At 44.5% G+C, this 26,136-nt stretch carries 20 protein-coding genes and 4 pseudogenes; 1 reads left to right on the top strand and 23 read right to left on the bottom strand.

The genetic code is table 11. The features are described 5' to 3' along the window. Positions 1–538: 538 nt before the first annotated feature. From yaaA (ACTWJ7_RS13740) to ACTWJ7_RS13635, 22 genes and pseudogenes are all read right to left on the bottom strand, one after another. Positions 539–1,212 (bottom strand): annotated as a pseudogene (gene yaaA, locus ACTWJ7_RS13740) (peroxide stress protein YaaA). A 407-nt stretch (positions 1,213–1,619) separates the two neighbouring features. Next, positions 1,620–2,195, bottom strand: coding sequence for a hypothetical protein (locus ACTWJ7_RS13735; protein ID WP_301877723.1), 576 nt, complete (start codon positions 2,193–2,195; stop codon positions 1,620–1,622). A gap of 481 nt (positions 2,196–2,676) precedes the next feature. Then, a complete protein-coding gene (locus ACTWJ7_RS13730) occupies positions 2,677–2,946 on the bottom strand; it encodes an integrase core domain-containing protein (protein WP_443145537.1) in 270 nt (89 codons plus the stop codon). Between the two features lie 158 nt (positions 2,947–3,104). Further along, positions 3,105–3,542: a hypothetical protein gene (locus tag ACTWJ7_RS13725; RefSeq protein ID WP_301877725.1), complete on the bottom strand. Its 438-nt coding sequence runs from the start codon at positions 3,540–3,542 to the stop codon at positions 3,105–3,107. Between the two features lie 4 nt (positions 3,543–3,546). After that, positions 3,547–3,993, bottom strand: coding sequence for a hypothetical protein (locus tag ACTWJ7_RS13720; RefSeq protein ID WP_443145536.1), 447 nt, complete (start codon positions 3,991–3,993; stop codon positions 3,547–3,549). A gap of 150 nt (positions 3,994–4,143) precedes the next feature. Then, positions 4,144–4,317 (bottom strand): annotated as a pseudogene (locus tag ACTWJ7_RS13715) (RHS repeat-associated core domain-containing protein); the annotation flags it as partial. Beyond that, positions 4,302–8,264, bottom strand: coding sequence for a DUF6531 domain-containing protein (locus tag ACTWJ7_RS13710; RefSeq protein ID WP_443145535.1), 3,963 nt, complete (start codon positions 8,262–8,264; stop codon positions 4,302–4,304). The pseudogene ACTWJ7_RS13715 and the gene ACTWJ7_RS13710, both read right to left, overlap by 16 nt. Before the next feature lie 31 nt (positions 8,265–8,295). After that, positions 8,296–9,621: a hypothetical protein gene (locus tag ACTWJ7_RS13705; RefSeq protein WP_443145534.1), complete on the bottom strand. Its 1,326-nt coding sequence runs from the start codon at positions 9,619–9,621 to the stop codon at positions 8,296–8,298. Continuing rightward, on the bottom strand, positions 9,621–11,267 hold the full coding sequence (locus tag ACTWJ7_RS13700) for a hypothetical protein (RefSeq protein WP_443145533.1): 1,647 nt from the start codon (positions 11,265–11,267) through the stop codon (positions 9,621–9,623). Before ACTWJ7_RS13700 ends, ACTWJ7_RS13705 begins: the two co-directional genes overlap by 1 nt. After that, positions 11,264–11,590: a hypothetical protein gene (locus tag ACTWJ7_RS13695; protein ID WP_443145532.1), complete on the bottom strand. Its 327-nt coding sequence runs from the start codon at positions 11,588–11,590 to the stop codon at positions 11,264–11,266. The genes ACTWJ7_RS13700 and ACTWJ7_RS13695 overlap by 4 nt, the downstream gene beginning before the upstream one ends. Positions 11,591–11,955: 365 nt before the next feature. Further along, positions 11,956–12,656: pseudogene (yaaA, locus tag ACTWJ7_RS13690) on the bottom strand (peroxide stress protein YaaA). A gap of 266 nt (positions 12,657–12,922) precedes the next feature. Then, positions 12,923–13,807: a prohibitin family protein gene (locus tag ACTWJ7_RS13685; protein WP_301877729.1), complete on the bottom strand. Its 885-nt coding sequence runs from the start codon at positions 13,805–13,807 to the stop codon at positions 12,923–12,925. A gap of 548 nt (positions 13,808–14,355) precedes the next feature. Next, positions 14,356–14,589, bottom strand: coding sequence for a hypothetical protein (locus ACTWJ7_RS13680; RefSeq protein ID WP_443145531.1), 234 nt, complete (start codon positions 14,587–14,589; stop codon positions 14,356–14,358). Positions 14,590–14,637: 48 nt separating this feature from the next. After that, positions 14,638–16,011 (bottom strand): helix-turn-helix domain-containing protein, encoded by a 1,374-nt coding sequence (locus tag ACTWJ7_RS13675; protein ID WP_443145530.1) that lies wholly within the window; start codon positions 16,009–16,011, stop codon positions 14,638–14,640. Between the two features lie 558 nt (positions 16,012–16,569). Further along, positions 16,570–17,157 (bottom strand): cell wall hydrolase, encoded by a 588-nt coding sequence (locus ACTWJ7_RS13670; RefSeq protein ID WP_443146373.1) that lies wholly within the window; start codon positions 17,155–17,157, stop codon positions 16,570–16,572. Then, the gene (locus ACTWJ7_RS13665; protein ID WP_443145529.1) at positions 17,076–17,621 is read right to left on the bottom strand and encodes a hypothetical protein; all 546 of its coding nucleotides are present in this window, start codon (positions 17,619–17,621) and stop codon (positions 17,076–17,078) included. Before ACTWJ7_RS13665 ends, ACTWJ7_RS13670 begins: the two co-directional genes overlap by 82 nt. A gap of 277 nt (positions 17,622–17,898) precedes the next feature. After that, the gene (locus ACTWJ7_RS13660; protein WP_301877732.1) at positions 17,899–19,116 is read right to left on the bottom strand and encodes an MFS transporter; all 1,218 of its coding nucleotides are present in this window, start codon (positions 19,114–19,116) and stop codon (positions 17,899–17,901) included. A 114-nt stretch (positions 19,117–19,230) separates the two neighbouring features. Next, positions 19,231–19,884 (bottom strand): carbohydrate ABC transporter permease, encoded by a 654-nt coding sequence (locus ACTWJ7_RS13655; protein ID WP_443145528.1) that lies wholly within the window; start codon positions 19,882–19,884, stop codon positions 19,231–19,233. Then, complete coding sequence (locus ACTWJ7_RS13650; protein WP_443145527.1) at positions 19,833–20,045, bottom strand: hypothetical protein; 213 nt, start codon at positions 20,043–20,045, stop codon at positions 19,833–19,835. The genes ACTWJ7_RS13655 and ACTWJ7_RS13650 overlap by 52 nt, the downstream gene beginning before the upstream one ends. A 99-nt stretch (positions 20,046–20,144) precedes the next feature. Next, the gene (locus tag ACTWJ7_RS13645) at positions 20,145–21,017 is read right to left on the bottom strand and encodes a carbohydrate ABC transporter permease (RefSeq protein ID WP_301877734.1); all 873 of its coding nucleotides are present in this window, start codon (positions 21,015–21,017) and stop codon (positions 20,145–20,147) included. 3 nt (positions 21,018–21,020) lie between these two features. Beyond that, the gene (locus ACTWJ7_RS13640; protein WP_301877735.1) at positions 21,021–22,295 is read right to left on the bottom strand and encodes an ABC transporter substrate-binding protein; all 1,275 of its coding nucleotides are present in this window, start codon (positions 22,293–22,295) and stop codon (positions 21,021–21,023) included. A 246-nt stretch (positions 22,296–22,541) separates the two neighbouring features. Continuing rightward, positions 22,542–23,751 (bottom strand): annotated as a pseudogene (locus tag ACTWJ7_RS13635) (LLM class flavin-dependent oxidoreductase). A gap of 441 nt (positions 23,752–24,192) precedes the next feature. Between ACTWJ7_RS13635 and ACTWJ7_RS13630 the strand changes: the two are divergent. Continuing rightward, the gene (locus ACTWJ7_RS13630; RefSeq protein WP_301877736.1) at positions 24,193–25,065 is read left to right on the top strand and encodes a helix-turn-helix transcriptional regulator; all 873 of its coding nucleotides are present in this window, start codon (positions 24,193–24,195) and stop codon (positions 25,063–25,065) included. Positions 25,066–25,207: 142 nt separating this feature from the next. Here the strand turns inward: ACTWJ7_RS13630 and ACTWJ7_RS13625 are convergent, their stop codons facing one another. Beyond that, complete coding sequence (locus ACTWJ7_RS13625) at positions 25,208–26,131, bottom strand: hypothetical protein (protein ID WP_301877737.1); 924 nt, start codon at positions 26,129–26,131, stop codon at positions 25,208–25,210. Positions 26,132–26,136: the final 5 nt, after the last annotated feature.

The raw sequence follows: 26,136 nt of genomic DNA, 5'->3' as shown, positions 1-26,136 counted from the left end.
TGTTTCATTCCCGACTTTTCTATCCTCCTAATGTCACTGAAAAATGGTCAAACGGAGTTCAACTTGATCTCATGATGAAGCCAGTATGCTAGGGTTCAAAATATAATTTTTAGTTATCACACGTGATACTTTATTAAAGCAAAACGAGCCCAAAAATCTTTCAGGCTCGTTCAATAACTGCAATCGGCTCAAGACGACAGCTATTTCAGCCATCGAACTTCAAAAGATTCTCGGCGTGCTTCCCCATGAATCAGTTTCGCCAACTGGTGTAGCATATTACCTTCGTCTTAGCTTTCTTGGTTCAGTCTGTTCAGTTTACCGGACCTGCAACGCCTTAAATAGCAGATTCTCCCCCAATTATCGCCAATGTCTTTTAGTACAATTGCAAACTCTTTTCTTATGAGAGGGTTCTTAGTTTCGGTTAGAAGTTTAAGTAAACACTCCACTGAAGATCGTTCTCCTGATTCAACATGTTCCTTCCGGACGTGCCAACATCCTTTTCACAATATGTACAGGAAACTCACCGGTATAGAGCTGGCTATTTTCCCTCTTCTTGTACGAAGACAAACGTATTCTCGTCGGATAGTTCTTCTGAAAAACTAAAGTTTAGCCGATCAAAGCTCCTGACGTCCTTTATATCTGTAATCTTGTGCTCTGCCATATAACGTACCATTTCGCCTCTGGCCATCTTGGCCCAGGTTGCCTTTTCAATGACCTTCCCTTCGACCATTTGTCCGAATACACAAGTGATAAACCTTGTTTCCTCGCTCAGAAAAGGAGTGATGTTTTTGCTATACTCTTTGGAAGCCAGATTTAGAATGCAATTGCTTTCCGATTGAAGCTGATCTGCGAGTTTGCTACCCCAAAATTGATATAGGGACTTGAAGCCCGGACCTTGAAACTTGCCCTGCATCTCCAACCGATAAGGTGTAACACCATCCAATGGCCGTAACATGCCATAAAAACCGGATAATATGCGCAAATGCTGCTGAAGATACGCCAGTTCCTCATTTTGAAAAACACCGGAGCCATATACTGATACTGAATACCTTCATAGGCATAGATGGCTGGCGTCAGATTGTCCTTCAAATTCATATTCTGAATCCGCTCCACATTCAGTTCGGCGATTGCATCGTTACACTTCCATAACGCTTTGAGTTCATCATAGGTTAACTTTTGAAGCAAACCCAGTAGTTGTTCTGACTCGTTCATAAAGCGGGGCATCTGCTGACAAGCTATATAATCCGTGTCGATTTTCATTTTTCAGAACTAAAAAAGAACAAACTAGCCCACAAATGGATTGCTTTGTTCATTACAATTCATAGAAATTCAATTGATTTTGGAATAAGTATCAAGCTTTAGTTGCACTCATTGCTCTTCTCGGTGTGCCACATATTCTTGTGAATTGTCCTTAAATTCAACCACAATAGGATACTGAGGAATTTACTACGACGAGCTTTAATGCTAACAATATTTTTTTCATCTATCCCTTTTTAACGGTTCAATACGTTCTTAAACCATCTTCAAGATCCTTCATATCCTTTTTATATGAGCCATACGAAGGAGGGGATATTAAATAAAGACCTTGAGGATTGCAGTCCTCAAGGTCTTATCAGTTCCTAGTTCTTAATGCTATAATGTTTCATTAACTTATTAGTCACATCTTCGGGTATACCTTTGGTAAAGTTTAAAGCCACCAAATCAGTAATAGCCCTGTCTATTGAAAAACATGAGTCACTACTGTACTTGCTCATTTCATCGTTAAAACCTAAAATACAAATGCCGTAACTTCTTTCTCCCCATATTGCCCAATTCAGCGACGACGATAACCATATAACTACTTCAGAGTTAGATAGAATAGCATCAGCAGGGCTTTCTTCTGGTCCCTGATTAAGGATATTCCAATACTCATCAGCGGTGGTACCTTTTTGTAAAACACACCAGTTATATTGGGAAAACTCACTGTAGTAATAATTTTCAGGGTCTGGATCTAAAACAGCCATAATTACAGAGGAGTCACCATCCAATTCACCCCAAAATTTATAACTCATTACATAATCAAAATCAAAAACAACTTTATTTGGAAAGGAAACTTTAAATACTGGATTTGGTAACCTCTCGTCAACACAAATGACTTTTAAAACCAAACGTGATGCTTTCTCAAATTCTTCTGAGCTTTTAATAGTATTGCTCAATTTGTCAATCCCCCAATCGAATCTTAGTTGTGACCCCAGTAGCTACCTTAGCCCAAAATTCAACAGTTAGTTGGGATTGCTTTGAAATGTCACGAACTGTGTATCTCGCACCATCTTTAGAATAGATAGTGACTTTACCGTCCTTACTCACTGCCTTTTTCCACCCTTCCTTCAAAAGACTCTTCTCAAAATCCGCCTTTGTTACATTGGTTGAAATATTTCTTACACTCTTTCCGACTGTAATGTCTTTATAACTACAATTCGTATTATGCACCCAAATACCAAGGTCACTTACAAAATACGTATGAAATTCATCAACCGTTATGTTCTAAACCGTTACCTGCTTATACAACAGTTCAATGCTGTCTATCTTGAGTGTATTCCCATCACTCTTAACAAGCAAGTCACCGACTTTGAGCAGATTAACCCCTTAAGTTTGGACACATGCTCTCTTCATCTCATTCTTTCATAGCTTTTCAAATTACAATCGGACGGCCTCAATTGGAATGGGATAAATCAGGTTCTGCTTGTAAAAATCAATAGGACCTAGGTCTTTAATGCTGGAATGCATTCTTCTTTCGTTGTAGAAGATCATGAATTCAGTGACTGCTTCATAAGCTTCACCATATGTGGCAAAGTCATATCGAGATAGACAATCATCTTGAAGTATCAGATGGAATGACTCGATATGAGCGTTCATATTAGGCGAGCGTGGTGGGATCCGTTCATGCAGGGTTCCCCACCGAGCCATCCATATTTTCATTCCATCCACAACTATCAGACATATTAATGATGATTAAAATAGTACTAATAGGCTTCAATTAATAGGATTTCCAGAAGAAACTAAACGACCTTTCCCCGTAGAATACCGGGAAACGGTCGTAGCTTCAATGTGTCTTTATTTATGGGTTACAACTCACTTTTAGGTGATTTAAACCGTTCTAAATCATAATATGGATTTGAAATATTATTTCCAACCTCCATAATGGTCTCTTTGATTTCATTTAAAATTACTATGTCTATATTGTGTTCTTTCATAGACTCTTTAATTTTATCAAAACACTTCTCTAAACCAAGGTTAACAACAATAGAGAGTATCACATCTACATCATCGTAGGAATTAGTATTCCATAACCTCCTCAATACAACATCTACATCGTTTCTTGTTTTATCCTCTAGAAGCTCATAAGTCATGACTTGTCGATCTGTTAATTCGGCTAGGATCAACAAAAATTCTTTTTTATCCAAGCTCATAGTTTCAAAATCTTTTAACACATTTCTAAACAAGGATAATAAAACTTCTGTAGGTAACCTATCAGGTAATTTCTCAAAATCTCCAATATTCATTTTTTCACTTCCCTTTTATTGGAATATGAACCTGATCCAAAGATTGGTTTTTTGTCCATGTTCCATCTGTCTTTAATTGTTTATTTCCTATTTTTATTTGCGCGGTCCAACGGGTTCCAGATGCGGACCCGGGATATCTCATTTTCGCAACAGGATCAGGTGAATGCCATCTAATTATGACCTTCTGTCCATCTGCAAGTACAAATTCATATTTTGCACCCACTTTAATTGTATCTGTTTTTACAAATGTATTTTTTATTCCCTTTGGAATCATTGACTTTAAATGTGTTATCCTGATTTCACCATTTTTCAATAAGTTTTGGGCAAATTTCCTAGCTGCATCTCTTGTTAATCCATTTATAGAACTTTTTCCCGTAATAGATTTAGAGCTCTTCGGTTTTGAAGCACTAGGTTTGGTTGAACTTCCACCACGTCCTCCACCACCACCCATACTTCCACCCGGGGTCATTCGCCCGCCACTAGCACTCCCGCTCCCAAGCCCCATCCCTTCAAGTGTATTACTCGCGGGTCTTTTAGAGGAATGTCCACTCGGGTCGACATACTTCAATGGATTATTTAACACATAAGAATACAAGTTCATAGTTAGCGGATCATTTAGTTCTCCCTCGTACGTATCCTCACCGATGAAACGTGCCATACTTGGATCATACCAGCGTGCTCGCAAATATTGCAGCCCTACAGTACCATCCCAATATTCCCCGGCATAACGAAGTACATTTGGTACGTTTTCCTCTGTTGTTAAGGGTCCGCCCAGATATCATAAGTGTAGCTGTTAAGTACTTTGCCTGACTCATCCACGAGGCCAACCACATCACCGTGTCCATTCAACTGGTAGTATTCCAGTTTACCTGTTTTCTTGTCCTGGCGGGCCCATAATTGCCCGTAAAGATCATAGATATAGGCGTACGTCAGCTCAGCTTTTCCAGACGTTACAACGGCCTCGGCCATGAGTTTGGCTTCTTCATCGTAATAATAACGAATCGTTTGCTCGCCTTCGGTACGTTCATACAACAATCCATCCCCATTATAACTATAGGTTACCGTTTTGCCTTCACCCGTTGCTTTAATCAGACGATTCTGGCTGTCATACGTATACTGTGCATCCTTTAGACCGTATACCTTACCACTTCCGGTACTGTACCGGTTACCATTCGGGTCATAAGTATACGTTTCTTTTTGCGTGCCCGTTTCGGTCTGAATCCGGCTCAATTCATCGTATGTGTATTGATCGGTTTCCCCGTTCTGTGTACGGGACGTGATGTTTTTGTTACCGTCGTATTCATAGGTAAACTGCTGCACCGCCGAAGTCCCTTGAGAGATCTTGACTCCCGAGAGGTCATAGCCATTGAACTGATAGCTTGTGCTGAGGCCCTTGCCAAACGACACTTTCTCCAGCAAGCTATTGGACGCGTAACTGAAAGTCATCCGGTCTACAGGCGTCGTTCCTGATGCAGCAAGTGCAGAAGCTCCTCCCGAACCCGAGGTAATGTCCATGGAAGTTACCCGGTTCATAGCATCTACTTCGCCGTGAATGCGCAAGGATTGTCCTTTGGCATCCGTCAGGGTATAGCCTAGACGTTGCTGGGTATTGTTTTCGTAATCAAGTCGTGTCCCATCCGGGAACGTCAGTCCGTTCAACATCCCATCTTCGGCACGATAACTGTACGTGGTCTTTCCATGATCATCGGTCATCGATGTTCTACGGCCGATTTCGTCGTAAGTGTAAGAAACGTTGCTATCCGGTGCCTTCATGCTTGTGAGCATGTTATCACTGTTATACGTATACTCTGTTACTTTACCAAGTCGATCTTGTTTTTTGATCAGATTACTTTTCTTATCGTAATATAACGTTGTCGCATACCCGGCTGGACTCGGATGCGTCTGTTTAATGAGTCTTCCCAATTCATCATACTGTTTTGTGACTGTTTGCGTATTCGGTGATACGATCTGTGTCACTTGGCCCTGATAGCCATAGAAGTAGCGGCTTGTCTCTTGCTTCGGTGTGGTTACCGTCGTGATTTGTCCAAGCGCATCATACGTATAGGTCGTTCGTTGACCGTTACCATCGATAGATGCAATTACGTTACCATCGATATCATATTCGGTTTGTTGTAACGGAACATATGCACCATTCAGATATTCTTCCACCGCCGTCACACGACCAAGTAAATCCTTCTTCTCCCGTGTGCGATTGTCAGCAGCGTCCTTATAGGTCACCGTTTGACCCACAGCATCAATATTGGTTGTTCCGGTGGTCCCGTCTGGATACTTTGTCTCTATCGCTTGTCCAAACGCGTCGACTACAAATCTCGTCACATTGCCTTCGGCATCCTCAACAGCCGTTACATTACCTTCGCGGTCATAGGCGTATTTGTAAGTAGCCTCAGCCGTCTGCTCTTCTACCAAAAGACCTAACGGATTATACCGCTCGGTCGTGACAATGCCATCTGGCGATGTATTTGTAATGATGTTCTTAACATCATCATACGCCGTAGTTGATTTCGTACCATCTGCATGTTCGATTTGTAGAAGTCGCCCTCTCTTATCATACTGATACGATTCCTGTTCCCCGGATGCATCGGTTGTCTTTTCCAGTTCACCAGCATTCGTATATTGATACGATTCCACGAGGGCTTCTGCTTTACCAGCAGCATCATTCACAGTTATGGACTTGGATTTCACCAAATGCCCTGCATTAGCCTGATAACTCAACGTCGCTACGCTGTCTTTAGCTAAATAGCCGCCTTTATCCGTGGTGTTGATGACTCTTCCTTTATCATCCAGCTTCACTTCCGATTCAGTGAGCAACTGCCCGCCGTATCCATTTTTAGTCGTGCTCCGCAGAACGGAACCTTGGCTGTTATAGGTTGTTTCGGTGTATCTCTCCAAGGTACTATTAATCTTGCTGGTCGAACGAATAGGTTTGATCCAGTGATATGGAGCCTTACCCGTTTCATACGCATAAGTGGATTCTTGTCCGGTACTGCGCTTTTCTGAAGTCACCATTCCATTGGCATCGTAGGTCATGGTCGTGGTTAGCTTCTCGCCTGCACGTCCACCCTCACTAACCCACTCCGATAGCTCTGTTGGCAGATTTCGTTTATTCTGACTATCATACTTGAACTCGGTTGTATACGTTACCGCATCTCCGGTTAGCGCATGCTTATCTACGCGAACCAAATCGGGGTGCGCGGCAGTGCTGAACGTTTTGGAGAACGTCCAAGTATCTACAGTGTTCTCTGCTTTCACTTTCGTTGTCCATGATGCGGATTGACCGTATGCATCCAGATCTTCTCCAGAGTACTCAAAGTTAACCTTGTCTAGAACACCTTCGCCATCCGTTGAACTAAACTGGCTCTTGCGTTCTCTTACTTTAAAGACGAAATGTGAAGAAGCCGCGCCAATCTTCTTCAGTGACGGAACATAAGCGATGTCTGTAATCGCCGATGACGGATCAGTAATACGCGTCAATAGTGCGGTATGCATCACACCTTGAGCATTTTGGTTGCTTTGCAATTCAGGCAAGAAATTAAATTTGGATTCGGGATAATAGTACGTATATGTCGTTGTCCGATCCAGAGCATCCGTGAATTCTCGCAAAATACGAATGCCTTCGTCCTCGCGTTGCGTGTACGTTGCTTTCCGATCTGTTCCGGCAAGCTGTACAGTAACCTTCAGGTTGTCATAAGCAAATGTCAGCGCCTGACCTTCACTGTTTTGAATTCGGGAGATGACTTGGTTTCCATCCAATGTTGTATATTGAAAATTCACCGTATTCCGGTAACCATCTGTAATTTGCAGTAACTCTCCGGTTCCGTTAAACAAATAATCGTAGCCATTCCGGATCGACAAACGGTAACTACTGGATTTGCCATCCACAGTCACGGTCGTATCTTGCTTCACGATTAAATCATTCCATACGTAGCCTTCAAGTTCAAGATTAGCGTTTAAGCGATAATAACCTACGCCTGGAATCTGGACATACTGACTATCGCCACGCTTTTCCATGAAAGGAATGTCCCAACGCCAGCCTTGTCCCAATCCAGCTGAGAGTTCTTCCTTGCGTGGCGTAACCATATTGGAATACTTTTGTGTCGTTTCGTCGTATTGAACGCCGAGCTGTCCACTTGCTCTAGCACTGTCATAGACACGTGTCAGATCAAACGAAATGAGTCCAGGTAAGGAGATGTCCGTACTACTGACCATCATCTCTCCCGTAGCAGTAGAGATCGATTCCGCTCCATAAGACGTCATGTACAGCGATGCATCATCCCGGATATCAACGTGATTTAGCCCAGTTTCATCCACGGTTGTTCCTGTACCTGGAGCATCCTCTCCAAGAGCATTAATCGAGAAGTTGTTTTGCTGTGATGATCCGGAAGGGCGTAGTCCCTCCATTTGAATCGGTTCGCTAATTTCTTGTGCTTCTAGCCATTTCTCAGCAGCCTCACCGCCTGTACGATCTGTCTGTAAAGCTTTATATAACTGGAACAGCGAGTAACCTTGATCTAGTTTCTCCTCAATCCAATCTTCTTTGATACCAAACTGCTCTTTTAAACTATGGGTTGTAATGTAGGTAGCGGAAGGGAGGGAATCCCTACCTTCTGCCGCCGCTGCTGCTTGTCCTCCATATCCAAAAGAACCAAACCCACTAAGAACCAATATGACGCATAACCAAATAATCGTTATTTTCTTAAACACTCCATCACCTCAACCTAGATTTAGACAATCATTAATTAAATGGGAAAATCTTTTTCGTTCGTTTCGTCAAATTTCCGTTCCGGTCATATTCAAATACAATTTGATCTCCCGTAAATAGAACGACTTTAAGCAATTGATTGCCATAGCCATATTCATAGCTGTTGTCATTGCGAATGTTCATCCACGCTGCTTTTATGACTCCCTGAATCGGTTTTCCATCCTTTTCACTTATCTTGAGATAATAATATTGTCCACCTTGAAGCTCCCATTCAAGAACTGTATATTGCTCACCATATAGCTGTTCTTGCTCTATTGAAGCAGCTACCGGAATGCTAAGTTCCTTATCTGAATACAATTCGATCCGAGGCTCAGTGGAAAAATCACCTGATTCCTTTATCGCAATCCGATACTTGTCAGAGCTATAGGGGCTAAAACGATAGTACACATTCCCTTGCTGAACTGTGGGAAGCGCCGTTTCTGTGTTCTCATACAAAGTCAGAAACTCCACATCCACTTCCTTGATCGTAAAGTGGCGATAAGCACCTACAAATTTCAGCGGTTGGGCTGACACATTATGCACCTGAATATCAGACTTTTCAGGTACGAATTGTCCTCCTGTCGCATTCTTTCCTTCCTTAACAACCACTTGGTTCTGATTCCGAATAACGTAATCATAGGCTCCTCCTACTGAGGAAGATCCAACGAGTATTGCTTCATAAGGTAATGTATTCGAAAACAACAGCGTGTTATTTGGCGCCAAATCCCGCTTGATAAGTGCAGGCTCCTGACTGGAACTGGCTGTCACAGGAGCAGAATATTGAATCGTGACCGGCTCCGAAGATACTACGGTGACAACAAGCGTTGCACCTGCTGGAATATCCCAAGTTGCATGACTTTTACCTTCCACGAAATACAATGCTTTATTGGATTTGTCGTAGACCGTATAATCCACAACGGATGTTACTCCTGCGATTCGTTCAATTTGAGCAGGTTTGGAACCCGGATTCGTAAATACAGCACTCTGCCCTTGATTGACAGTGATTTCTGTTTCTGGTGAAGGGACTTGGTCATCTTGTCCACGGAATACTCGGTAAATCCCACCATACGTTATGGGTTGATCTGAGATGTTGGTAACGACAACTTTTTTACCATCCAAGACATACGCCTCGATCGCTGTTGCTGTTCTACTGCTCGACACTGTTCCATCTACGTTGTAAATCGTGTAATCATACACCCGCCCCGCGCTGCTGGAAGCATCATTTCGGAGTCTTTTCGAATCTGAGCTTATGTTGGTAAAGGCATAGCTCTCTCCTTTGTTCAACGTCACGCGCAGATAAGCCGGTTCTTGGCTATCCACTACAGAGAAATCATCCGTGTATTCAAATAAGACAGGTGTACTTCCCCTACGGTAACGATGGCTTCACCACCAGAAGGAATGGTAGCGAGACTTACATTGCTATTGAATTTGTCACTATGTGCTCTGCCGTCTGCCTTATACACAACAATATCAAACTGTGCACCTAATTTTTTGGCGTTACTCCGAATCGGGTTACTGAGTGAACCCCCATTGTGGAATTTGACCGATTGGCCCGGTGAAACCGTAATCTTGCTTAGTGCATCATTAGGTCGATCCTCTACATCAAAAATGGTGTAAATCGCACCTATGGTTACAGGTTGAGCGGATACACCCGTGACCACTGCTTTATTTCCATAAAAAACAACAGGTTCAACCGCTGTTGCTTTTCTTGTACTCCGTTCTGTGCCATCCGGATAATATGTCACGTAATCAAATATCCGCCCCTGACTAGTGGACGCATCACTGTCGAGATATTCCCGATCGGTGCTGTTATTCCAAAATGTCACGCTTTCTCCCTGGTTCAGTGTTACCCGATGGTATGCGGGTTCCATGCTGTCTTCAACTGAGAAATCATCCGTGTAACTAAACTCAATCGGGACTTGTCCGACTACGGTTACGACCGCATAACCTTGTGAGCGAATGATCGGATTTGTATTTTTGTTGAAACCATCCGAATGTACAACGTCTTCTGATGTATACAGGACATAGTCAAAAAGAGCTCTGTTGGTACTGCTCGCGTTGTTTTTAATAGGATTGGCTAAAGAACCATTGTTCCGAAAAATCATGGATTCACCAGGATATACGGTAATTCGAGTAATGGCATCACCACCGGCTTTTTGAACATCAAATGTCCGATATGGCACACCATATGTTACAGGCGTTGATGTAACCAAGGTTACAACGGCGGTTCTTCCTGCTGCTACCGTAGGCTTAGTCGTCGTATTTGTCCCTGTAGAACTTTCCGTTCCATCCGGAAGATAAACAACGTAATCATGCTTATCTTTGGTCGTTCCATCACTTTGGAGTGCATCTGATTTGGAACTGATGTTGGTGAATTGGTAGCTATCGCCCTGATTTAGAGTTGTACGCGTATAGGCTGGCTCATCACTCCATTCACCGGTATAGACTTCATAGGGAAATCCAACACTAACAGGCTGTGAGCCCGCTCCAGTAATAATAATTTCGTTCCCTCCTGCAAGTGAAGGTTTCCCAGTCGTTTCAAAATTTGAACTCACAAGACTACCATCTTCTTTGTATGAAGCGTAGTCTATCTTCCTGTCCTGAGCCGTGGAAGTATCGGCACTTAAAACTCTTGACTGTGTCCCTTCATTAAAATATCGATAGCTCTCTCCTTTGGATAACGTAACCCTAAGCATGGCAGGGTTAGCTGATACACTGTAGGAAAATTCTGAACGAATTGTCACTGTAAAAGGATTCTGACCCGTCGAGGTGATCACAGCTGTATAACCTGAACCTACTGATAAACTACTAGTAGAGTCCATGTTTTCGCCCATGATGCTGCCATCTGGTCTATAAATAACGTAATCGTATGCACTGCTTCTTGAGGTGGCCGCATTAGTACTTAACGACCTTGTCGCACTTCCGTTATTCGTGAACGTATAGGAATCTCCAGGACTCATGGTCAAAGTTTCGTCTTCCATGGCCATAGCTTGAGGAGAGAAAGAGTTTTCCCGTATGTATCATCAGTTACCGTCGGTTCATCTTCTGGTTCTTCGATAACTTCGTCTACACCTTCCGGCTCTTCATAGAAATCCGGATCAATATCTTCCAGATATTCGTCGTCTGTTAAAGCTGATTCCTCCATAGGAACATCAACATTCTCTGCGCTACTTTCAGTTGTTATTATGGCATCCGATTGATCCGAAAGCGCATAACCGCTAGTCGGATACATGGTTCCAATCAACAACAAAGCCATCAGAAAAACAATAAAACCTTTTCTTAAACACATGGAATTTATATTCCTCCTTTATGTCTTTTCTCCATTTCCTCCCTCAACAGATGTATAAATGGAGCCTAATAAATCATTATCGTCATTTTCCTTATTTTAGGACATAGTGAATTAGTCCCTAATTCCAGGGACTTTTTTCCTTTACATCTCAGATAACAATTTAAAAATAACCTGTAATTATCCTGATACGAAATAGAATAATAGATTAGATGCAGTTCAAATGCTATTTCAATTAAGTTAATCGTCTTTCCTATTTTGATTAGGACTTAGATTTAATATCTGAAAAATAAAAAAGCCGCCAGTTGGCGACTTTTAAGTGAATCAAATAGTTATCATTCTGTTACATGATCAGCGGACACATCTGGCTAGTGTCCCACTGCTTGTATGAAAACAAACGTGCTCTCGTCGGATCGCTCTTCTGAAAAAGCGAAGTTTAAACGATCAAAGTTTCTTACGTCTTTCACATCTGTAATCTTGTGCTCTGCCATATAACGTACCATTTCACCTCTGGCCATTTTAGCCCAGGTTGCCTTTTCAACAAGCTTCCCATTGACCATTTGTCCGAATACACAAGTAATGAACCGGGTTTCCTCACTCAGAAAAGGCAAAATATTTTTGCTATACTCTTTGGAAGCCAGATTCAGAATGCAGTTGCTTTCTGATTGAAGCTGATCTGCCAACTTACTGCCCAGAATTGATAGAGCGAGCGGAATCCCGGACCTTCCAGCTTGCCCTGCATCTCCAACCGATAAGGGGTAACACCATCCAATGGCCGTAACATGCCATAAAAACCGGATAATATACGTAAATGCTGCTGAAGATACGCCAGTTCCTCATCTTGAAAAACACCTGGAGCCATATACTGATACTGAATGCCCTCATAGGAATATATTGCTGGCGTAAGATTGTCCTTTACATTCATATTCTGAATCCGCTCCACGTTCTTTTCGGCAATTGCATCGTTACACTTCCACATCGCTTTGAGTTCGTCATAGGATAACTCTTGAAGCAGACTCAATAGCTGTTCTGACTCGTTTATAAAATGCGGCATCTGCGCGATAGCCATAAGATCGGTATCGATCTTCATCTTTTTCGCTGGTGATATGATCATTCTCATCGTGCTGATCCATCCTTAATCTACCGTTGTTTTTGTCGTTATCCATTGTACAGGATTGGACAGTTGAATCCAATGCCAAGGCTTAACTTAATCCCTCATGGTACCTTTGAAAAGACTCAAAAATGAACAAGTCAGCCCACGATTGGACCGGCTTGTTCATTAGAATCCAACACATAAAATTGGTGAGAAAGCAAGGCGTGCATTTCAAACCGTTATTAGGGAGATACGCTCCCCGAGCCGCTATTTTGCTCTATTTTTGTAGTCGAAGTCGGCAATTGAATCATTGGCGTATTTGACCCACTTACATATGGAAGGGCTCCATCCCATTTCTTGATGGTTTCATATTCAACGAGTTGACTCGATAATGATTGTTGAAGCTCTTTATTTGCTTTAGCTTGACCCTCTGCTTCGATCAATAGTTTGTCTGCATTACCTTGTGCTTCCACGCGCTTACGATCTGCTTCTTTCTTGGCGATCTCAAGTTCAGTCGTTTTACGTTCCAGTTCTTGAGAAGCTTCAACACGCTTATCGATTGCTTCCTGCGTCTTAGCGTCAGGTTGAGGAACACCTACGGTAACGTTGGATACAATAAAGCCTAACTCTTTAACGTCATCAGAAAAACGTTGTTGGACATCCACTCCTGCTTCGGATGACTTTTCACCATAAACATCAATTACTGTAAACTTGGAAATACCTTTACGAGCTGCGTCACGGAAACGTGTTTTGAGATATGTATCCTCAATTTCTTGAATGCTAATTGGCCCAAATGTATTGAAAATAGAAGATACTTTACTTGGTTCTACTTGGTAGTTGTAAGCAAAATCGATTGTGATGTTTTTCCCGTCAGAAGTAGCAATCTGAATATCTCTGTATTCAACCGTTTGAATTCGGATCGGATATTTCGTTACTTTATCAAACGCTCCAACTAGTTTCCACCCTTGACTCAGTGTACTATCTTTTACGCCTCCATTGGGTGAATAAACGACTCCAACATATCCATTAGGAATTCGTGTTACAAAGAAAGTCACCAGTAACACTCCCACAATAATAACTATCGCAACCGCAATAGCCCCTACTTTAAACGTCTTTGAATTTTCCATCTACATTCTCCTCTTGTTTGAATTTATTGTATTTCTTCAAAACTCTACTACCTATTTTATTGAATAGCGGGAACATTAATGACCATAGAATAAATGCTAGGATAAAGATTAAAATGATCCCCCAATAATTGGCATATTCGTCCTCCCTTCTATGGATGTAACCGAGTACAAATTTATAACCAACTAATTATATCCTCCTTTATATATACTTTGTAAATCCGTATTCGGTTTCAATGATATCCAGCGCTTGAACTACTATTAAGTAAAGTAGCGAAGAAAATGGTGAGTGAGGGACGTTCAGTACCCGGTTATTCCTAACAAGAAAGTGATCATCAATTCATCTGGGAATTATGGATCAGGAGTGAGTTTGTCCCCCTTGCTCTTCTCTGTAGGTGACTGTCCTACTGTCACAAAAAAAGCCGCCATGTAGGCGACTTTGATGGTACCCTCTAACTAAAATAGTTAATCTACGATAGGCATTAATATTCAATCAATGTGCGTTGTTTTCAGTTCGGCATTGAAAGCCTAGATCCAATTGGAGCATTTAATCATTTAGCAGCCGCAGCCATTTTCGTAATCTTATCCGCAATATCTTCGGCCTGTAACAGAGACGAGAATGAATCCGCCGCGAAATATTTTTCCATTTCGATCTCAATCACATGATGATTTTTGACGGCATCTAAGGATGTCCACGTCACTGGGAGCTTGGGTGGCTCTTTACCTTCAACTTTAAGCACAATGACGTAGTCGCCTACATAATCGTTTACAGTCTCCCATGACACTTCAATACGATCCTCTTTTTGTCAATGATTTCACTTTAGGCGTTGGGTTCAGACCCAAAATATCGTATGTAGCTCTGCCCCACGCTCGCCTGCATTACCAATCACCATCAAAAATTTGTCTACAGTAATATAATCCACAATGGAGATCGTTGCATCTTTAGGAATTACATTTCTAATTTTATTGCGGGCAGCTTCCGTACGTTTTTCAAAATCTTCATTCCACTTCTTAGCTTCTTCTTGTCGACCCAGAATATCGCCCATCGCCGTAATTTCTTCCTGAATCGTGGAGTACTTGCTTGTCTCAAACACGACGGTCGGTGCAATCTTAGAGTAACTTTCATAGGCTGCTGTATTCCAAGTAATAATGATATCTGGAGACAAATCCAATACCTTCTCTAAAGAGATACTTCCCTCCAAACCAATATCTTGAACCGTGTCAGGTAAATAAGGTTTTAGAAACTTTGCAAAGTTCATTTGTGTACTGGATGCTCCAACTGGCGTTACCCCTACAGCTAAGACTGGCCCTAAGTCCCAGTCAACAACAACACGTTTGGGATGTGTCGGAACACTAACTTCTCCCATGACCGTTGATACTTTACGCATGCTCGTATCTTCTTTGGCCTCATTGGAAGGCATATTTTGAGTAGACTTTGCACTCTGCTTTGAATTTCCACCTGCTGATCCCTGGGTATTATTTTGACTGGAGTTCCCATTCGTGCACGCTGCAAGCATTAACGTAAAACATAACATGAGTGTTAATACCATCTTCGATCTTGTTCCTCTATACATCTGTCTATCCCCTTCTGTTTTGTATTGATAATGATTATCATCAATAACATAACAAGTAGAAGAATGTTTGCCCATAGAGGATACGAACCCTTCCCATGGACTATCTGAATCGCCTACGTCCTCCTTCATTTTCTTTTTATATTGCCCTGGCGTCATCCCGACCTGCTTCTTGAACAAACGTGTGAAATAAAAAACGTCACTATAACCTACGCTTGAAGCTATCTCCTGTGCAGTGGCATCTGTCCGAATCATTAATTCTTTTGCTTTAGCCATCCGCGCCTGAATCACATATTCGATAGGACTTCTGCCCGTACGAAGTTTGAACTGTTTCGATAAGTATTGAATGCTGTAATTCCATTGTTCAGCCAAGGACTCCAGAGAAATAGATTCATTAAAATGTTCGTGAATGTACTGGATGATCTCTTCTACCATATCCTTTTCCTTTGAAGTAACTCCTTGAAGCTTCAGTTGCTGGACAAGTGTATATACGAACTGGTAAAAAAAGATTTTCACATGAAAACGTTCAAAAATCTGTCTTCGGTTCCATTCCTCATACATCGAATCGACATGACGATACAGATTAACCGGAGCAAGAGGCTGGTAGGCATAGGGTAGCTGAAAAGGGTTGTTCATGAGATAGTTCTTCTGGATTTCTTTGCTAGCTTTGGGGGACATACTACCTCTATATAAAATGTAATAGTACGTCACCTCATCTTGTCCAGCCTCAAATCTGATCCTGCTTCCCTTTCCTGCATGCAGTAGATAAAACCTTTTAAATATATGTATATCATCATCCAACCAAAGGGAGCCTTGTCCTTGCACGATATATATAAAACCACTGACTGGGAGATGATATTGCTGCTTCCCCCGCTACTTATTACAATTTGGCGAATATCCACCAGCTGAATCGATGAATTGTCCCACATTTGAATATACTCTTCCCAGTTCACTATTTTTCTCCCCGTTTGACCACATACTGAACCTAATATTCAGTAAGAAATCCCTTTATAATTCACTTTGACTATATTCGATAACGATAATCATTGTCAATTAGAGAGCGACTTAAGGGTAAGAAGAAATCCCTACACTCCCCTCCAGAACGAACAGAACCCCGGCAGCGCATCTGCATTCAGCAGCGCACAACTGGGGTTCACCATTATTTTAATTATTACTTATATCTCTTAACCTAACTCACCTTGTAAAATCATGCTGCCCAATCGTCAGCAACGTTGGTCTTCTCTTGCTCCACAACGACGTTGCAATCTTCGGATTGTAATAATAGAGGGCTCCGTGTGTCGGATCAGTGCCATTCAAGGCTTTACGTGCTGCCTGGTAGGAAGTCTGGGTTGGTTTTGTATTAAACTGTCCATCGTCTATGGCCGTGAACTGCCCTTTCTGGAAAATCACTTTCGGAATTGATGACGGGAATGCATTCGAATGCACACGATTCAAGACGACCGCGCCTACAGCAACCTGTCCTTCAAAGGATTCTCCGCGTGCTTCCCCATGAATCAGCTTTGCCAACTGGCGCAGCGTGTTGCCTTGGGCTGCAGCCTTCTTGTTTAGTCTGTTCAGTGTTGCCGGACCTGCAATCCCATCCGCACTCAACCCCTGAGCCTGCTGGAACTTACGGACAGCGCCTTTGGTAATAGAACCGTAATATCCAGTCATTCCGGCCTTAAAATACCCCAGTTCGCTTAATTGCTCCTGCAATTGCAGCACATGTTCACCGCGAACGCCCTGCTCCAGCTTCTGTGCTCCGGCAGAAGGAGTTGCCATCGTAAGTCCGAGAGCCATCGCGAAGGCACCGAGAAGCACACTGACTCGTCCTGCCCTTTTGCCAGCCTTTTTCCCCTGCGATGGGTGACTTTCCGGCTGACGGTAATAGGCCCCATGTGGTCAGTACTTGTGTGCAGATCATACAGATTATACAATTCAAGCCTCTCATCCCCGCGATTTAAACTAACTTCTTCATCAAGGCTGTAGATATACTTCATCTGTTTCATTTCTCTCATCTCTTGAACAGGAGTAAGGTCGATCACATCATATCTCCTGTTCATCTCACTCATCCTATCGTTGCCATTATAGCTGTATATCACCTTCATCCCCACATTCTCAATCACACGTATCCGTTCACACACGCTATTCTGTCCACTCATCATATGCTTTTCATTCATCATATTCTCTGCATTCACTTCATTCATTTTACGCGTCTGATCCATTTCAATATTGTTTTTCATCATTCCATTAACCTCCACTTTTCTGAATCCAGATCCCACTTCTTCCCCTGAATTCTCACGGTTGGACATCCCGAGTGTCATTATAGGATATAGAAAAAGTGACGTCTATCGGACCGAGGGCGCAGGCAAAAATCCACTCCAAACATAGCAAAAAGAGGCATGAGCCCATGGTCACGCCATGGTCATGCCTCTTCTTGTATCAACTTCCTTCCGCTTGTCCAGCCCATCATTTCCGTAGGCAGGTTGACCCGTACAAAAGTTGCGTTGTATTTATTGACATTTATTCGGCCAGTTCCAAACCCTTCGTTTCCCGGCCCAAGAACAGCACAGCGGCTGCGCCAATGAGGATGGTCACGAAGAAAATCGTGAATATCAGGCTGATTGCAACCTCACGCTGAACCAGCATACCAACCATTAATGGCGCAAGCACGCCCCCAATCCGGCCTACCGATGTGGCAAGACCCACACCTGTGGAACGAACGGAAGTGGGATACAATTCCGGACTATACGCGTACAGTCCGCCCCAAGCTCCCAGATTGAAGAAGGAAAGGCAGATACCTGCGGTCAGAATCGTCGCTTCCGTTGTTGCCAGTCCAAAAGCAATCGCACTTACTGCTGTCAATGTAAGATAAACGACAAGTACAAATTTGCGACCAAACCGCTCAATGAAGTACGCCGCTGTGAAGTAACCTGGCAGCTGCGCGATCGTCATAATCAGCACGTACTGGAAGCTTTTGACCAGCGTAAAGCCTTTCGCCATGACAACCGACGGCAACCACAAGAACATGCCATAATAAGAGAAAATGACGGTAAACCACAAGATCCAGAGCATCAACGTTGTACGACGATGCGGTGCTGACCAGACCGTAGCTACCTTCTCACGGAACGTGATTTTATGAAGCTTGGTATTGTTCTTGTAACGTGGCGGGTCCTGAATAGCACGGCGCAGGTACAGCGCATAGAACGCCGGAACAGCACCAATAGCAAAAGCAATTCTCCAGCCATATTCCGGGATCACAAAGTTGGCAATGAGTGCCGATACTATCCAACCGCCTGCCCAGAAACTCTCCAGCAGTACAACTGCACGTCCGCGTTCTGCCGTAGGCATGGACTCCGATACCAATGTAGATGCTACGGGCAGCTCACCGCCAAGGCCAATACCGGCAATCAGACGCAGTACACACAATACGGCGAATCCGGTCGCCAGGGCTGAAAGACCGCTAGCAATCGTGAAAATTAGTAATGTCCACATCAAAATGGCCTTACGCCCGAAACGGTCCGCAAGTGCCCCCGCAAGCAATGCACCTAGCGCCATACCAATCGAGTTGATACTTGTAAGCACCCCGACTTGTCCGGGACTGAGACTCCATTCCTTGGCAAGTGCAGCCACGATGAAGGAAATCATGCCGACTTCCATTGCATCAAACAGCCAGCTCATGCCGGCACTGAACAGCAGCTTGCGCTGCTTGGGATTCCGCAATACTTCCAGTTTGCTCATCACTTATAGCTCCCTTGATCTCTATATAATCATTCTGACACTAAACCATTATTATGCAGAATGATCCAGAAATCAATGCAAAATACGCATATCCGTTGATCTTCTTCCCATACCTTACCCCTTGAGTGAACCCGCTGTCAGACCTGCAACAAAATAGCGTTGAAGCAGAATGAACAGCACGATCATCGGAATGGCTGTTACCAGCACACCCGTGAGCATCATCGGATAGTTGGTCACGTATTCCCCGCGGAACTGCATGAGCGCGAGAGGCAATGTGAGCTTGGACTTACTGCTGAGCATCAGCATCGGAATGAGCAGATCATTCCAGACCATCACAAGCAGGAACGTAGCTGTAGCTGCCAAAGAAGGTGCAGCCAGTGGTAACGCAATCCGTGTATAGAGCCTCCACTCGCTTGCTCCATCCATGCTGCCCGCTTCCAGTATTTCCGCATTCAGCATACGCATGAAGCCCGTCAGCATAAATACGGAGACCGGCATCAGCATCGCAGCTGATACTACAATGAGTCCCGTTAGACTGTCCGACCACCCAAGCGTACGCGTCAGGGAATAGATCGGCAGCATGCTTACCTGGGAAGGAACAATCAGTCCCGCAACGAACAGGGCAAACACAATTTTGCCCACGCTGCCACCCCAGCGAACAATGGCATATGCAATCATACTGCTGAGTAACAACTCAATCGCAACCGTGCCCAGCGTTACGACCAGACTGTTTTCGAAATACTGCCACATCGGCTGGTTGCGGAACATTCCCGTGAGATTATCCCATGTAAACGGTCCGGCCAGCTAAATGGACTGCTAAAGAAGTTGCTGCTGGTTTTGAACGATGACACAAATACAAAGTACAGCGGCACGATAATCAGCAGCGCGTATACCAATAAGATCAGTCGATTGAACCATTTTAAAAACATATAAATTCCCTCCCTTCTTCCTTTGGTTGCTTGGATGCTGCTGGGCAGAGTAAAACTTAATAATTCACGTACTCATGAGCATTTCAATTCGTCCAATCGTTAATAGCTTACCCGGTCGGCTCGAAGCGCTTTGAATTGTAATAGTGTCAGCAGCGCCAGCAGAACCAGGAAAATCATCGAACCTGCTGAAGCGAGGCCAAAGGAGTAGCTGCCAAAGGCGGTATGATAGATATATGTCGTCAAAATTTCAGTCGCGTAGTTCGGGCCTCCGTCCGTCATCGTGAAAATGAGGTCAAATGCCTTGAACGACTGAATGGTCGTATAGGCCACAACAATTGTTGCCGAAGGTGCCAGCAGCGGCCAGGTCACGGTACGAAATACCTGCCATTTGCTACCGCCATCCATACGTGCTGCTTCATACAGCTCTGACGGAATGCCTTGCAGACCTGCGATAAACACAATCATCATCTGCCCGGCATGTGCCCAGACCTGTACCGCGGCAATCGAGTAGATGGCGATCTTCGGATCACCAATCCAGTTGTGGGCCATGCTCCCCATACCTGCTTCATTCAGTCCATAGTTAATCAACCCGATCGAAGGATCATACATAAATGCCCAGATCAGCCCCACCGATACGGAGGACAGAATCGCAGGCAGAAAATACAGGGCCCGGAGCGCGATGCGTGTCTTTGTGTTACGTACTAGAAGCAGCGCCAGGACAAGTGAAATAAAGGTTTGCGCTATAACAACCGTTACCATGAATTCAACGTTATTGCCAAAGGCTTTGCGAAATACGATGCTGCTGAGACTGTCCTTGTAATTATCCAGCCCTACAAATGCATACGACGGGGATACCCCGTCCCAATCCGTAAAGGAGTAGAACAGCCCCGTCAATGTAGGAAATACGAACAGTGCAACGTACAGCAGCAACCCGGGTAACAGAAACAGGGATAGCTGAATACGGTTCTTCATCGTTTATTTCCCGATATGCTGATCAATGATCGCCTGTGCCTGCTGTGCTGCTTCTTCAGGAGAAGTGCCGCTCAGTACAGCCTGAATGGAGTTCGTCACCGCTTTCTGATTATCTCCATTCAGGATGGTGAACCGTGGCTGGAACACGGTCTTTTTGCTCGCCCAATCTCCGGCAACCTGAAGCTCGGGTGTATCGTACTTTACATCGTTCACTGTCACGTTCTGTCCTGTCTGGTTGGCATATTGGCCAGCCACTTCCGGACTGCTCAGGAATTCGAGGAACTTCTTCGCTTCTTCCGGGTGTTTGGACTTGCTATTCACCGCGAGCATGAATGTAGTGGTGTGCACCCCTTCATATTTCGCCTGATCGGCACTTACGGTAATCGGTGCGAGCAATTTTTGCTCCAAATTCGGATTTTGCAGCTTGTTCTGTGCCAACTGATACGATCCGCTTGCCAGTATCGCCGCTTTCTCTTGGATGAAGAGTGCTCCCGCTGCCGGGTCTTTCGTTCCCAGTGCATCCTGCTGGAAGTAACCTTTGTCGTTCAGTTCTTTAATTTGAGTCAATGTTTTCACCCAAAATTCATCCGTCAGTTTTGCTTCGCCAGCTTCCACTTTGGTAAAAATGTCGTCACTCGGCGCATTGTTCATCACCATCGTATTCATGAATTGGCCCGGACCAATATCCGCTCCAGCAAATGCAATCGGAATAATGCCGTTGTCTTTCAGTGTCTGACAAAGCGCTAGAAAACCTTCCCAATCCGTCGGCGGGGTCAGTCCGTATTTTTCAAACAGCTTCACATTGTAGATTGGATCGTTGTATACGAGTTGATAAGGAATTGCATATTGTTTGCCATCGTGCTGGCCTGCTTCAATCAGCTTTGGATTGTAGGCTGACAGAAACGACGATCCAGTCAAATCCGTAAACAATCCGGCTTTGGTGAAGGCTTCGAACTGTGCACCAGGGAAGGAAGCAAATACATCCCCAACCGAACCGTCACTGATTTTGGATTGTACAGTGGATTGATATTGGTCCGAAGGAAGAGTTTGCATTTCTACATGGATGTTCGGGTTTTCCTTTTCAAACGCATCAATCGTCTTGTTCAGCGCCTCCACATCCTCACCACGCCAGTGCATGAAGCTGATTGTTACTTTGCCTGAACCGGAGGAGCCGCTCTCTCCTGATGAAGCAGTATCCCCGCCGCCGCAAGCAGACAACAGGATGGACATCATCAGCATACTGACGAGGGGCAGGATATATTTTTGTTTTTTTCTCATGAAAGAAGACCTCCTGAAGATATTTGATGTAAGTTAAACGACTAAATTTACACTGAACACTACGTATTCATAACAATCTTCCAATCGCTGTTACCCCCGGATTTTTTCAATTCTATTAAAGGAGAAATCCGGGGATAGCGTATGCTTCCGATGTAGCTTTCTTTCAGAAAGCTTTCAGGCGAACGCTTCGCTTCTTCAGATCGGTTCTACTCTCTCCGTTAAAGTGTAAAAAAAGGGTTAACTCACTTAATTGGTAGTAACTGAATGCTGTTTTTGTCTTGTTTTCCACTTCTCACGAATGATCGGCATAACTGTCCGTCCAAAAATTTCGGCTTCTTCCAAATGAGGATATCCCGAAAGGATAAATGTCGTTACGCCCATATCCCCGTATTCCATCAAGCGCTCAGCGACCTGTTCGGCTGTACCGACAATAAGAATTGCTCCGCCGGAACGAACAACAGACAAACCTGTCCACAGGTTCGGACCTACGACAAACTGCTGCTTCTCGGACAGTTCCCGCAGCTCATTTTGCCTGCGTTGATTGGTTGCATCCGTCTCCGCGAAGGCAGCTTTGGCTTTCTCGATCGCTTCAGGTGGAACTTTGCTAATAATCTCCCAAGCCGCCGCCCATGCCTCTTCTTCGGTATCCCGAATGAGTACCTGTGCCCGCATGCCGTAACGCAACTGGCGATCTTGACCCGTTTCCTCTTTGATCTGTTCGCGAATGCCTTCAATTTCTTCGATCTGCTCCTGAATCCAGTCATGCGGCTCGCCCCACATGAGGAATGTATCTGCATGTTCAACAGCTACCCGTTTCGCAATCGGTGAACTTCCTCCGAGGTAGAATGGCGGATACGGCTTTTGCACGGTTTCAGGCATACCTACCGGAGCTTTGAAATTGTAATATTTACCGTTAAACTCCTGATTATCATCGGATGCTTCCTGATTCGACTGAGCACCACTTCCAGCAAACTCGGTTAGATTCAGCCCGGTCGATTGCGTCCATGAACGCTTCATCACTTCCATGTACTCGCTCGCGCGTTCATAACGTTCATCATGGGCATGAGCCAGTGGATCACCCAGTTCCTCCAGATCCCGAACCGAGCTGCCTGTCACTACATTGATCATGGCACGACCACCAGACAGTTGATCCAGTGCCGCTCCCATTCGTGCAGCCAATACAGGGGTGACCAGACCTGGGCGAATAGCCACAAGCGGACGCAATGTTTTCGTGTGACTCATGACAGCCGAAACCCACAACCCACGCATCAAGACAAGCTCCTCCTGTCGGAATCAATACAAATTCAAAACCTGCCGTCTCCGCCGTCTGCGCCACTTGAACTAAATAATCCAGGCTCGGTTCCCGTTCCGGGGCAACCCCCACATATTTTCCGTCTCCTGCTGTAGGCAAAAACCAGCCAAATTTCATCTCTTCCTGTTCGCTCACACAAGTCATTCCCTTCTATGAATAAATAAAGTCTCATGTTAAAAATAAGACCAGTGTTGTGCACATTGGCCGTTCCGGTTACGAATCGTTCTTTCGATCACTGTTATAAAGGCAAACATTGCGTTTCTTCAGAATCGATTTCGTACCCTCCACTACGTTCGCACTCGTTAAACCTTATTTTTAAAGTGCGCCTAATTTCTAATCATTTTATAAGTGCGAATAATTCCAAATGCCGATTAATTAACTTGGTTTAATAGGTATGGACATCATAACAATTGATTTGTCTGTGATCAATGTCATTTCGCGGCAATTTTATTTTGTCATTTTGTGGTGAATTCACAGGAATAGGTCTTTCTCATCTTGAATATTTACAAAACCCACCTGTATAATAGGTTATAAGAGAAACTTTCAGAGATTACAAACTATACTTATATTAAAGAGGTGTTCCTGATGATCGAGAGCATGAAGGAGGACCACCACGAGTTTTTGGATATTATTTTTTTTACTCCGTCCGAATTCGAGAAAGCCGGTGGAGCTTGGCCGATTCGAATCGGCCGTAATATAGCCAAGAGCAACTATCATATTGGCCCGCGAACGACGCCTTTTCATTATTTGATCTTTGTTCTGGAGGGCGAGGGAACATTCATACAGAACGGACATCGTTATTCCCTGCGTGCCCGTGATGCATTCTGCCTGTATCCCCAGGTTACCCATGAGTACTGGTCTGACCCGAAGGAGTCTTTGCACAAAATTTTCATTGCCTTTGACGGAAAACATGCAGCCGAACTTCTGGCACGAATCGGGCTCACTCCGGACGCGCCGCATCGTTCAGGTGTACTCACCCCGGAGACGGCAAATGGCATGCGTGCTTTTATGGAAGAGGTTCGCAAACCTCAGGGAGGCGCAAGCGACCTGGGACGACTGACCCGTTTTCTCGGATTGTTTGATCGAATTGCCAAATCGCCCGCTACCCGAGTACTTCAACCAGACTCTGCCACACCATGGCTGCAAAAGGGCAAAGAGTACATGGATATTCACTTTGCTGGCGGCATTACTGTGGAAGGTGTATCTGCACACGCTGGCGTGGATCGGACCCATTTTGCCAAACAATTCCGCAAAGCTTATGGTCTGTCTCCTGTCCAGTATATTCAACGTCTCAAAATGAATCAGGCCAAACGGCTGCTTGTGCAGACCCCGTTAACGTTAACTGAAGTAGCGCACTCGGTAGGTTACCCCGACCTGTTTTCCTTCTCCAAAGCATTCAAAAAGCAGGTCGGTCTGCCTCCCAACCGATATCGAACCGCCGAGAACAACAAAAGCTGATTTGTCGCCAATCGCCCGCTGCTGAAAGCTACCTAAAACTACCCAAAGCAAAAGGCAAGCCTCCTTGACGGAGACCTGCCTTTTCCCATTTACAATTCACAACCATCTTTCTGTTAACCACATGCCTATGCATATGCTCCTGCTACTTCTTCTCCTCGCTCTTTCGAGCCAGCGGAATGCCGTTTTCCTTTGCATACCATGCTTCATAATGATGCACAGCGACACCAGCAAAAGAGGAATGAGAAGCGCCAAGATCAAACACCTTCTTCATTTCTTCGTCCATATTGGTGATGGATTTGCTGAAAAAGGTTAGATGATCGCCTTCATGCGTGTCTGCCAGCTCGGCTCCAACCCATACTTTCTTGCCAAGCTCATCCGCTTCGTCCAGCTCTTCCTTGGACAGATCATACATCTGCTGACCACTATCCCGGTAAGCCATAATAGCTACTGCATCAAAATGGTCGATCACCCAGCGGCTGAATGTATCTCCGCCTTCTACCGACTCACGAGCATCCAGCCAGAAAGGGATCGCGGCGCTCATGTACAGTCCGGCATCAGATCCGGCTTTGGTCCAGGCCTTCATGTTGTCGCTCCACTCCGCAATCACGCTGTTCTGCTCGTTCTCCCAGCGTTTTAGCTGATAAGGCTCCACATCCAGCTGAATGCCCTCAAAGCGTTCATTTTTGGCCGAAGCCGCATTATAGGCTCGTACTTTTTCAATAAATGCAAGTCCCTCTTCCCGCTTCTCCGTATAAGCCCAGTCTGCATGACCGTTCAGAGCATGCACTTCGATCTCAGCCTGCCGGGCAGCCGCAATGAATTTGCGGTACGTCTCATCCGAAACCTCATCCTGGATTTGCAGGAAAATGGTATCTACGCCCTGTGCTTTGGAGAAGGAGATAATCTCGGGCGTCTGCTCTGCAATAATGGAAGCGTCCCACAGCCAGGTCGCTTTGTGTTCCTCATGTGAGAACCATTTGAGTAGCCAGGGCAGAAGCAGCAGGCAGAACAGCAGGGCCAGAATGGCCCATTTTGCCTTCACCGACAGTTTGCCCCACTTGTTCATTATAT

Source organism: Paenibacillus sp. 1A_MP2 (assembly GCF_052244825.1).
GTDB lineage: Bacteria > Bacillota > Bacilli > Paenibacillales > Paenibacillaceae > Paenibacillus > Paenibacillus vandeheii.
The sequence above is the reverse complement of the archived record's forward strand: the minus strand, read 5'-3'. Positions and strand labels throughout refer to the sequence as shown.

Bases quoted from the DNA above. Each gene is read 5' to 3' on its own strand.
- ACTWJ7_RS13630 (WP_301877736.1), top strand. From the start codon at position 24,193: ATGATCGAGAGCATGAAGGAGGACCACCACGAGTTTTTGGATATTATT.
- ACTWJ7_RS13675 (WP_443145530.1), bottom strand. From the start codon at position 16,011: ATGAACAACCCTTTTCAGCTACCCTATGCCTACCAGCCTCTTGCTCCG.
- ACTWJ7_RS13640 (WP_301877735.1), bottom strand. From the start codon at position 22,295: ATGAGAAAAAAACAAAAATATATCCTGCCCCTCGTCAGTATGCTGATG.
- ACTWJ7_RS13730 (WP_443145537.1), bottom strand. From the start codon at position 2,946: ATGGCTCGGTGGGGAACCCTGCATGAACGGATCCCACCACGCTCGCCT.
- ACTWJ7_RS13660 (WP_301877732.1), bottom strand. From the start codon at position 19,116: ATGAGCAAACTGGAAGTATTGCGGAATCCCAAGCAGCGCAAGCTGCTG.
- ACTWJ7_RS13625 (WP_301877737.1), bottom strand. From the start codon at position 26,131: ATGAACAAGTGGGGCAAACTGTCGGTGAAGGCAAAATGGGCCATTCTG.
- ACTWJ7_RS13655 (WP_443145528.1), bottom strand. From the start codon at position 19,884: ATGTTCCGCAACCAGCCGATGTGGCAGTATTTCGAAAACAGTCTGGTC.
- ACTWJ7_RS13720 (WP_443145536.1), bottom strand. From the start codon at position 3,993: ATGGGTGGTGGTGGAGGACGTGGTGGAAGTTCAACCAAACCTAGTGCT.
- ACTWJ7_RS13695 (WP_443145532.1), bottom strand. From the start codon at position 11,590: ATGTGTTTAAGAAAAGGTTTTATTGTTTTTCTGATGGCTTTGTTGTTG.
- ACTWJ7_RS13645 (WP_301877734.1), bottom strand. From the start codon at position 21,017: ATGAAGAACCGTATTCAGCTATCCCTGTTTCTGTTACCCGGGTTGCTG.
- ACTWJ7_RS13650 (WP_443145527.1), bottom strand. From the start codon at position 20,045: ATGTTTTTAAAATGGTTCAATCGACTGATCTTATTGGTATACGCGCTG.
- ACTWJ7_RS13665 (WP_443145529.1), bottom strand. From the start codon at position 17,621: ATGATGAAAAACAATATTGAAATGGATCAGACGCGTAAAATGAATGAA.
- ACTWJ7_RS13725 (WP_301877725.1), bottom strand. From the start codon at position 3,542: ATGAATATTGGAGATTTTGAGAAATTACCTGATAGGTTACCTACAGAA.
- ACTWJ7_RS13685 (WP_301877729.1), bottom strand. From the start codon at position 13,807: ATGGAAAATTCAAAGACGTTTAAAGTAGGGGCTATTGCGGTTGCGATA.
- ACTWJ7_RS13670 (WP_443146373.1), bottom strand. From the start codon at position 17,157: ATGGCAACTCCTTCTGCCGGAGCACAGAAGCTGGAGCAGGGCGTTCGC.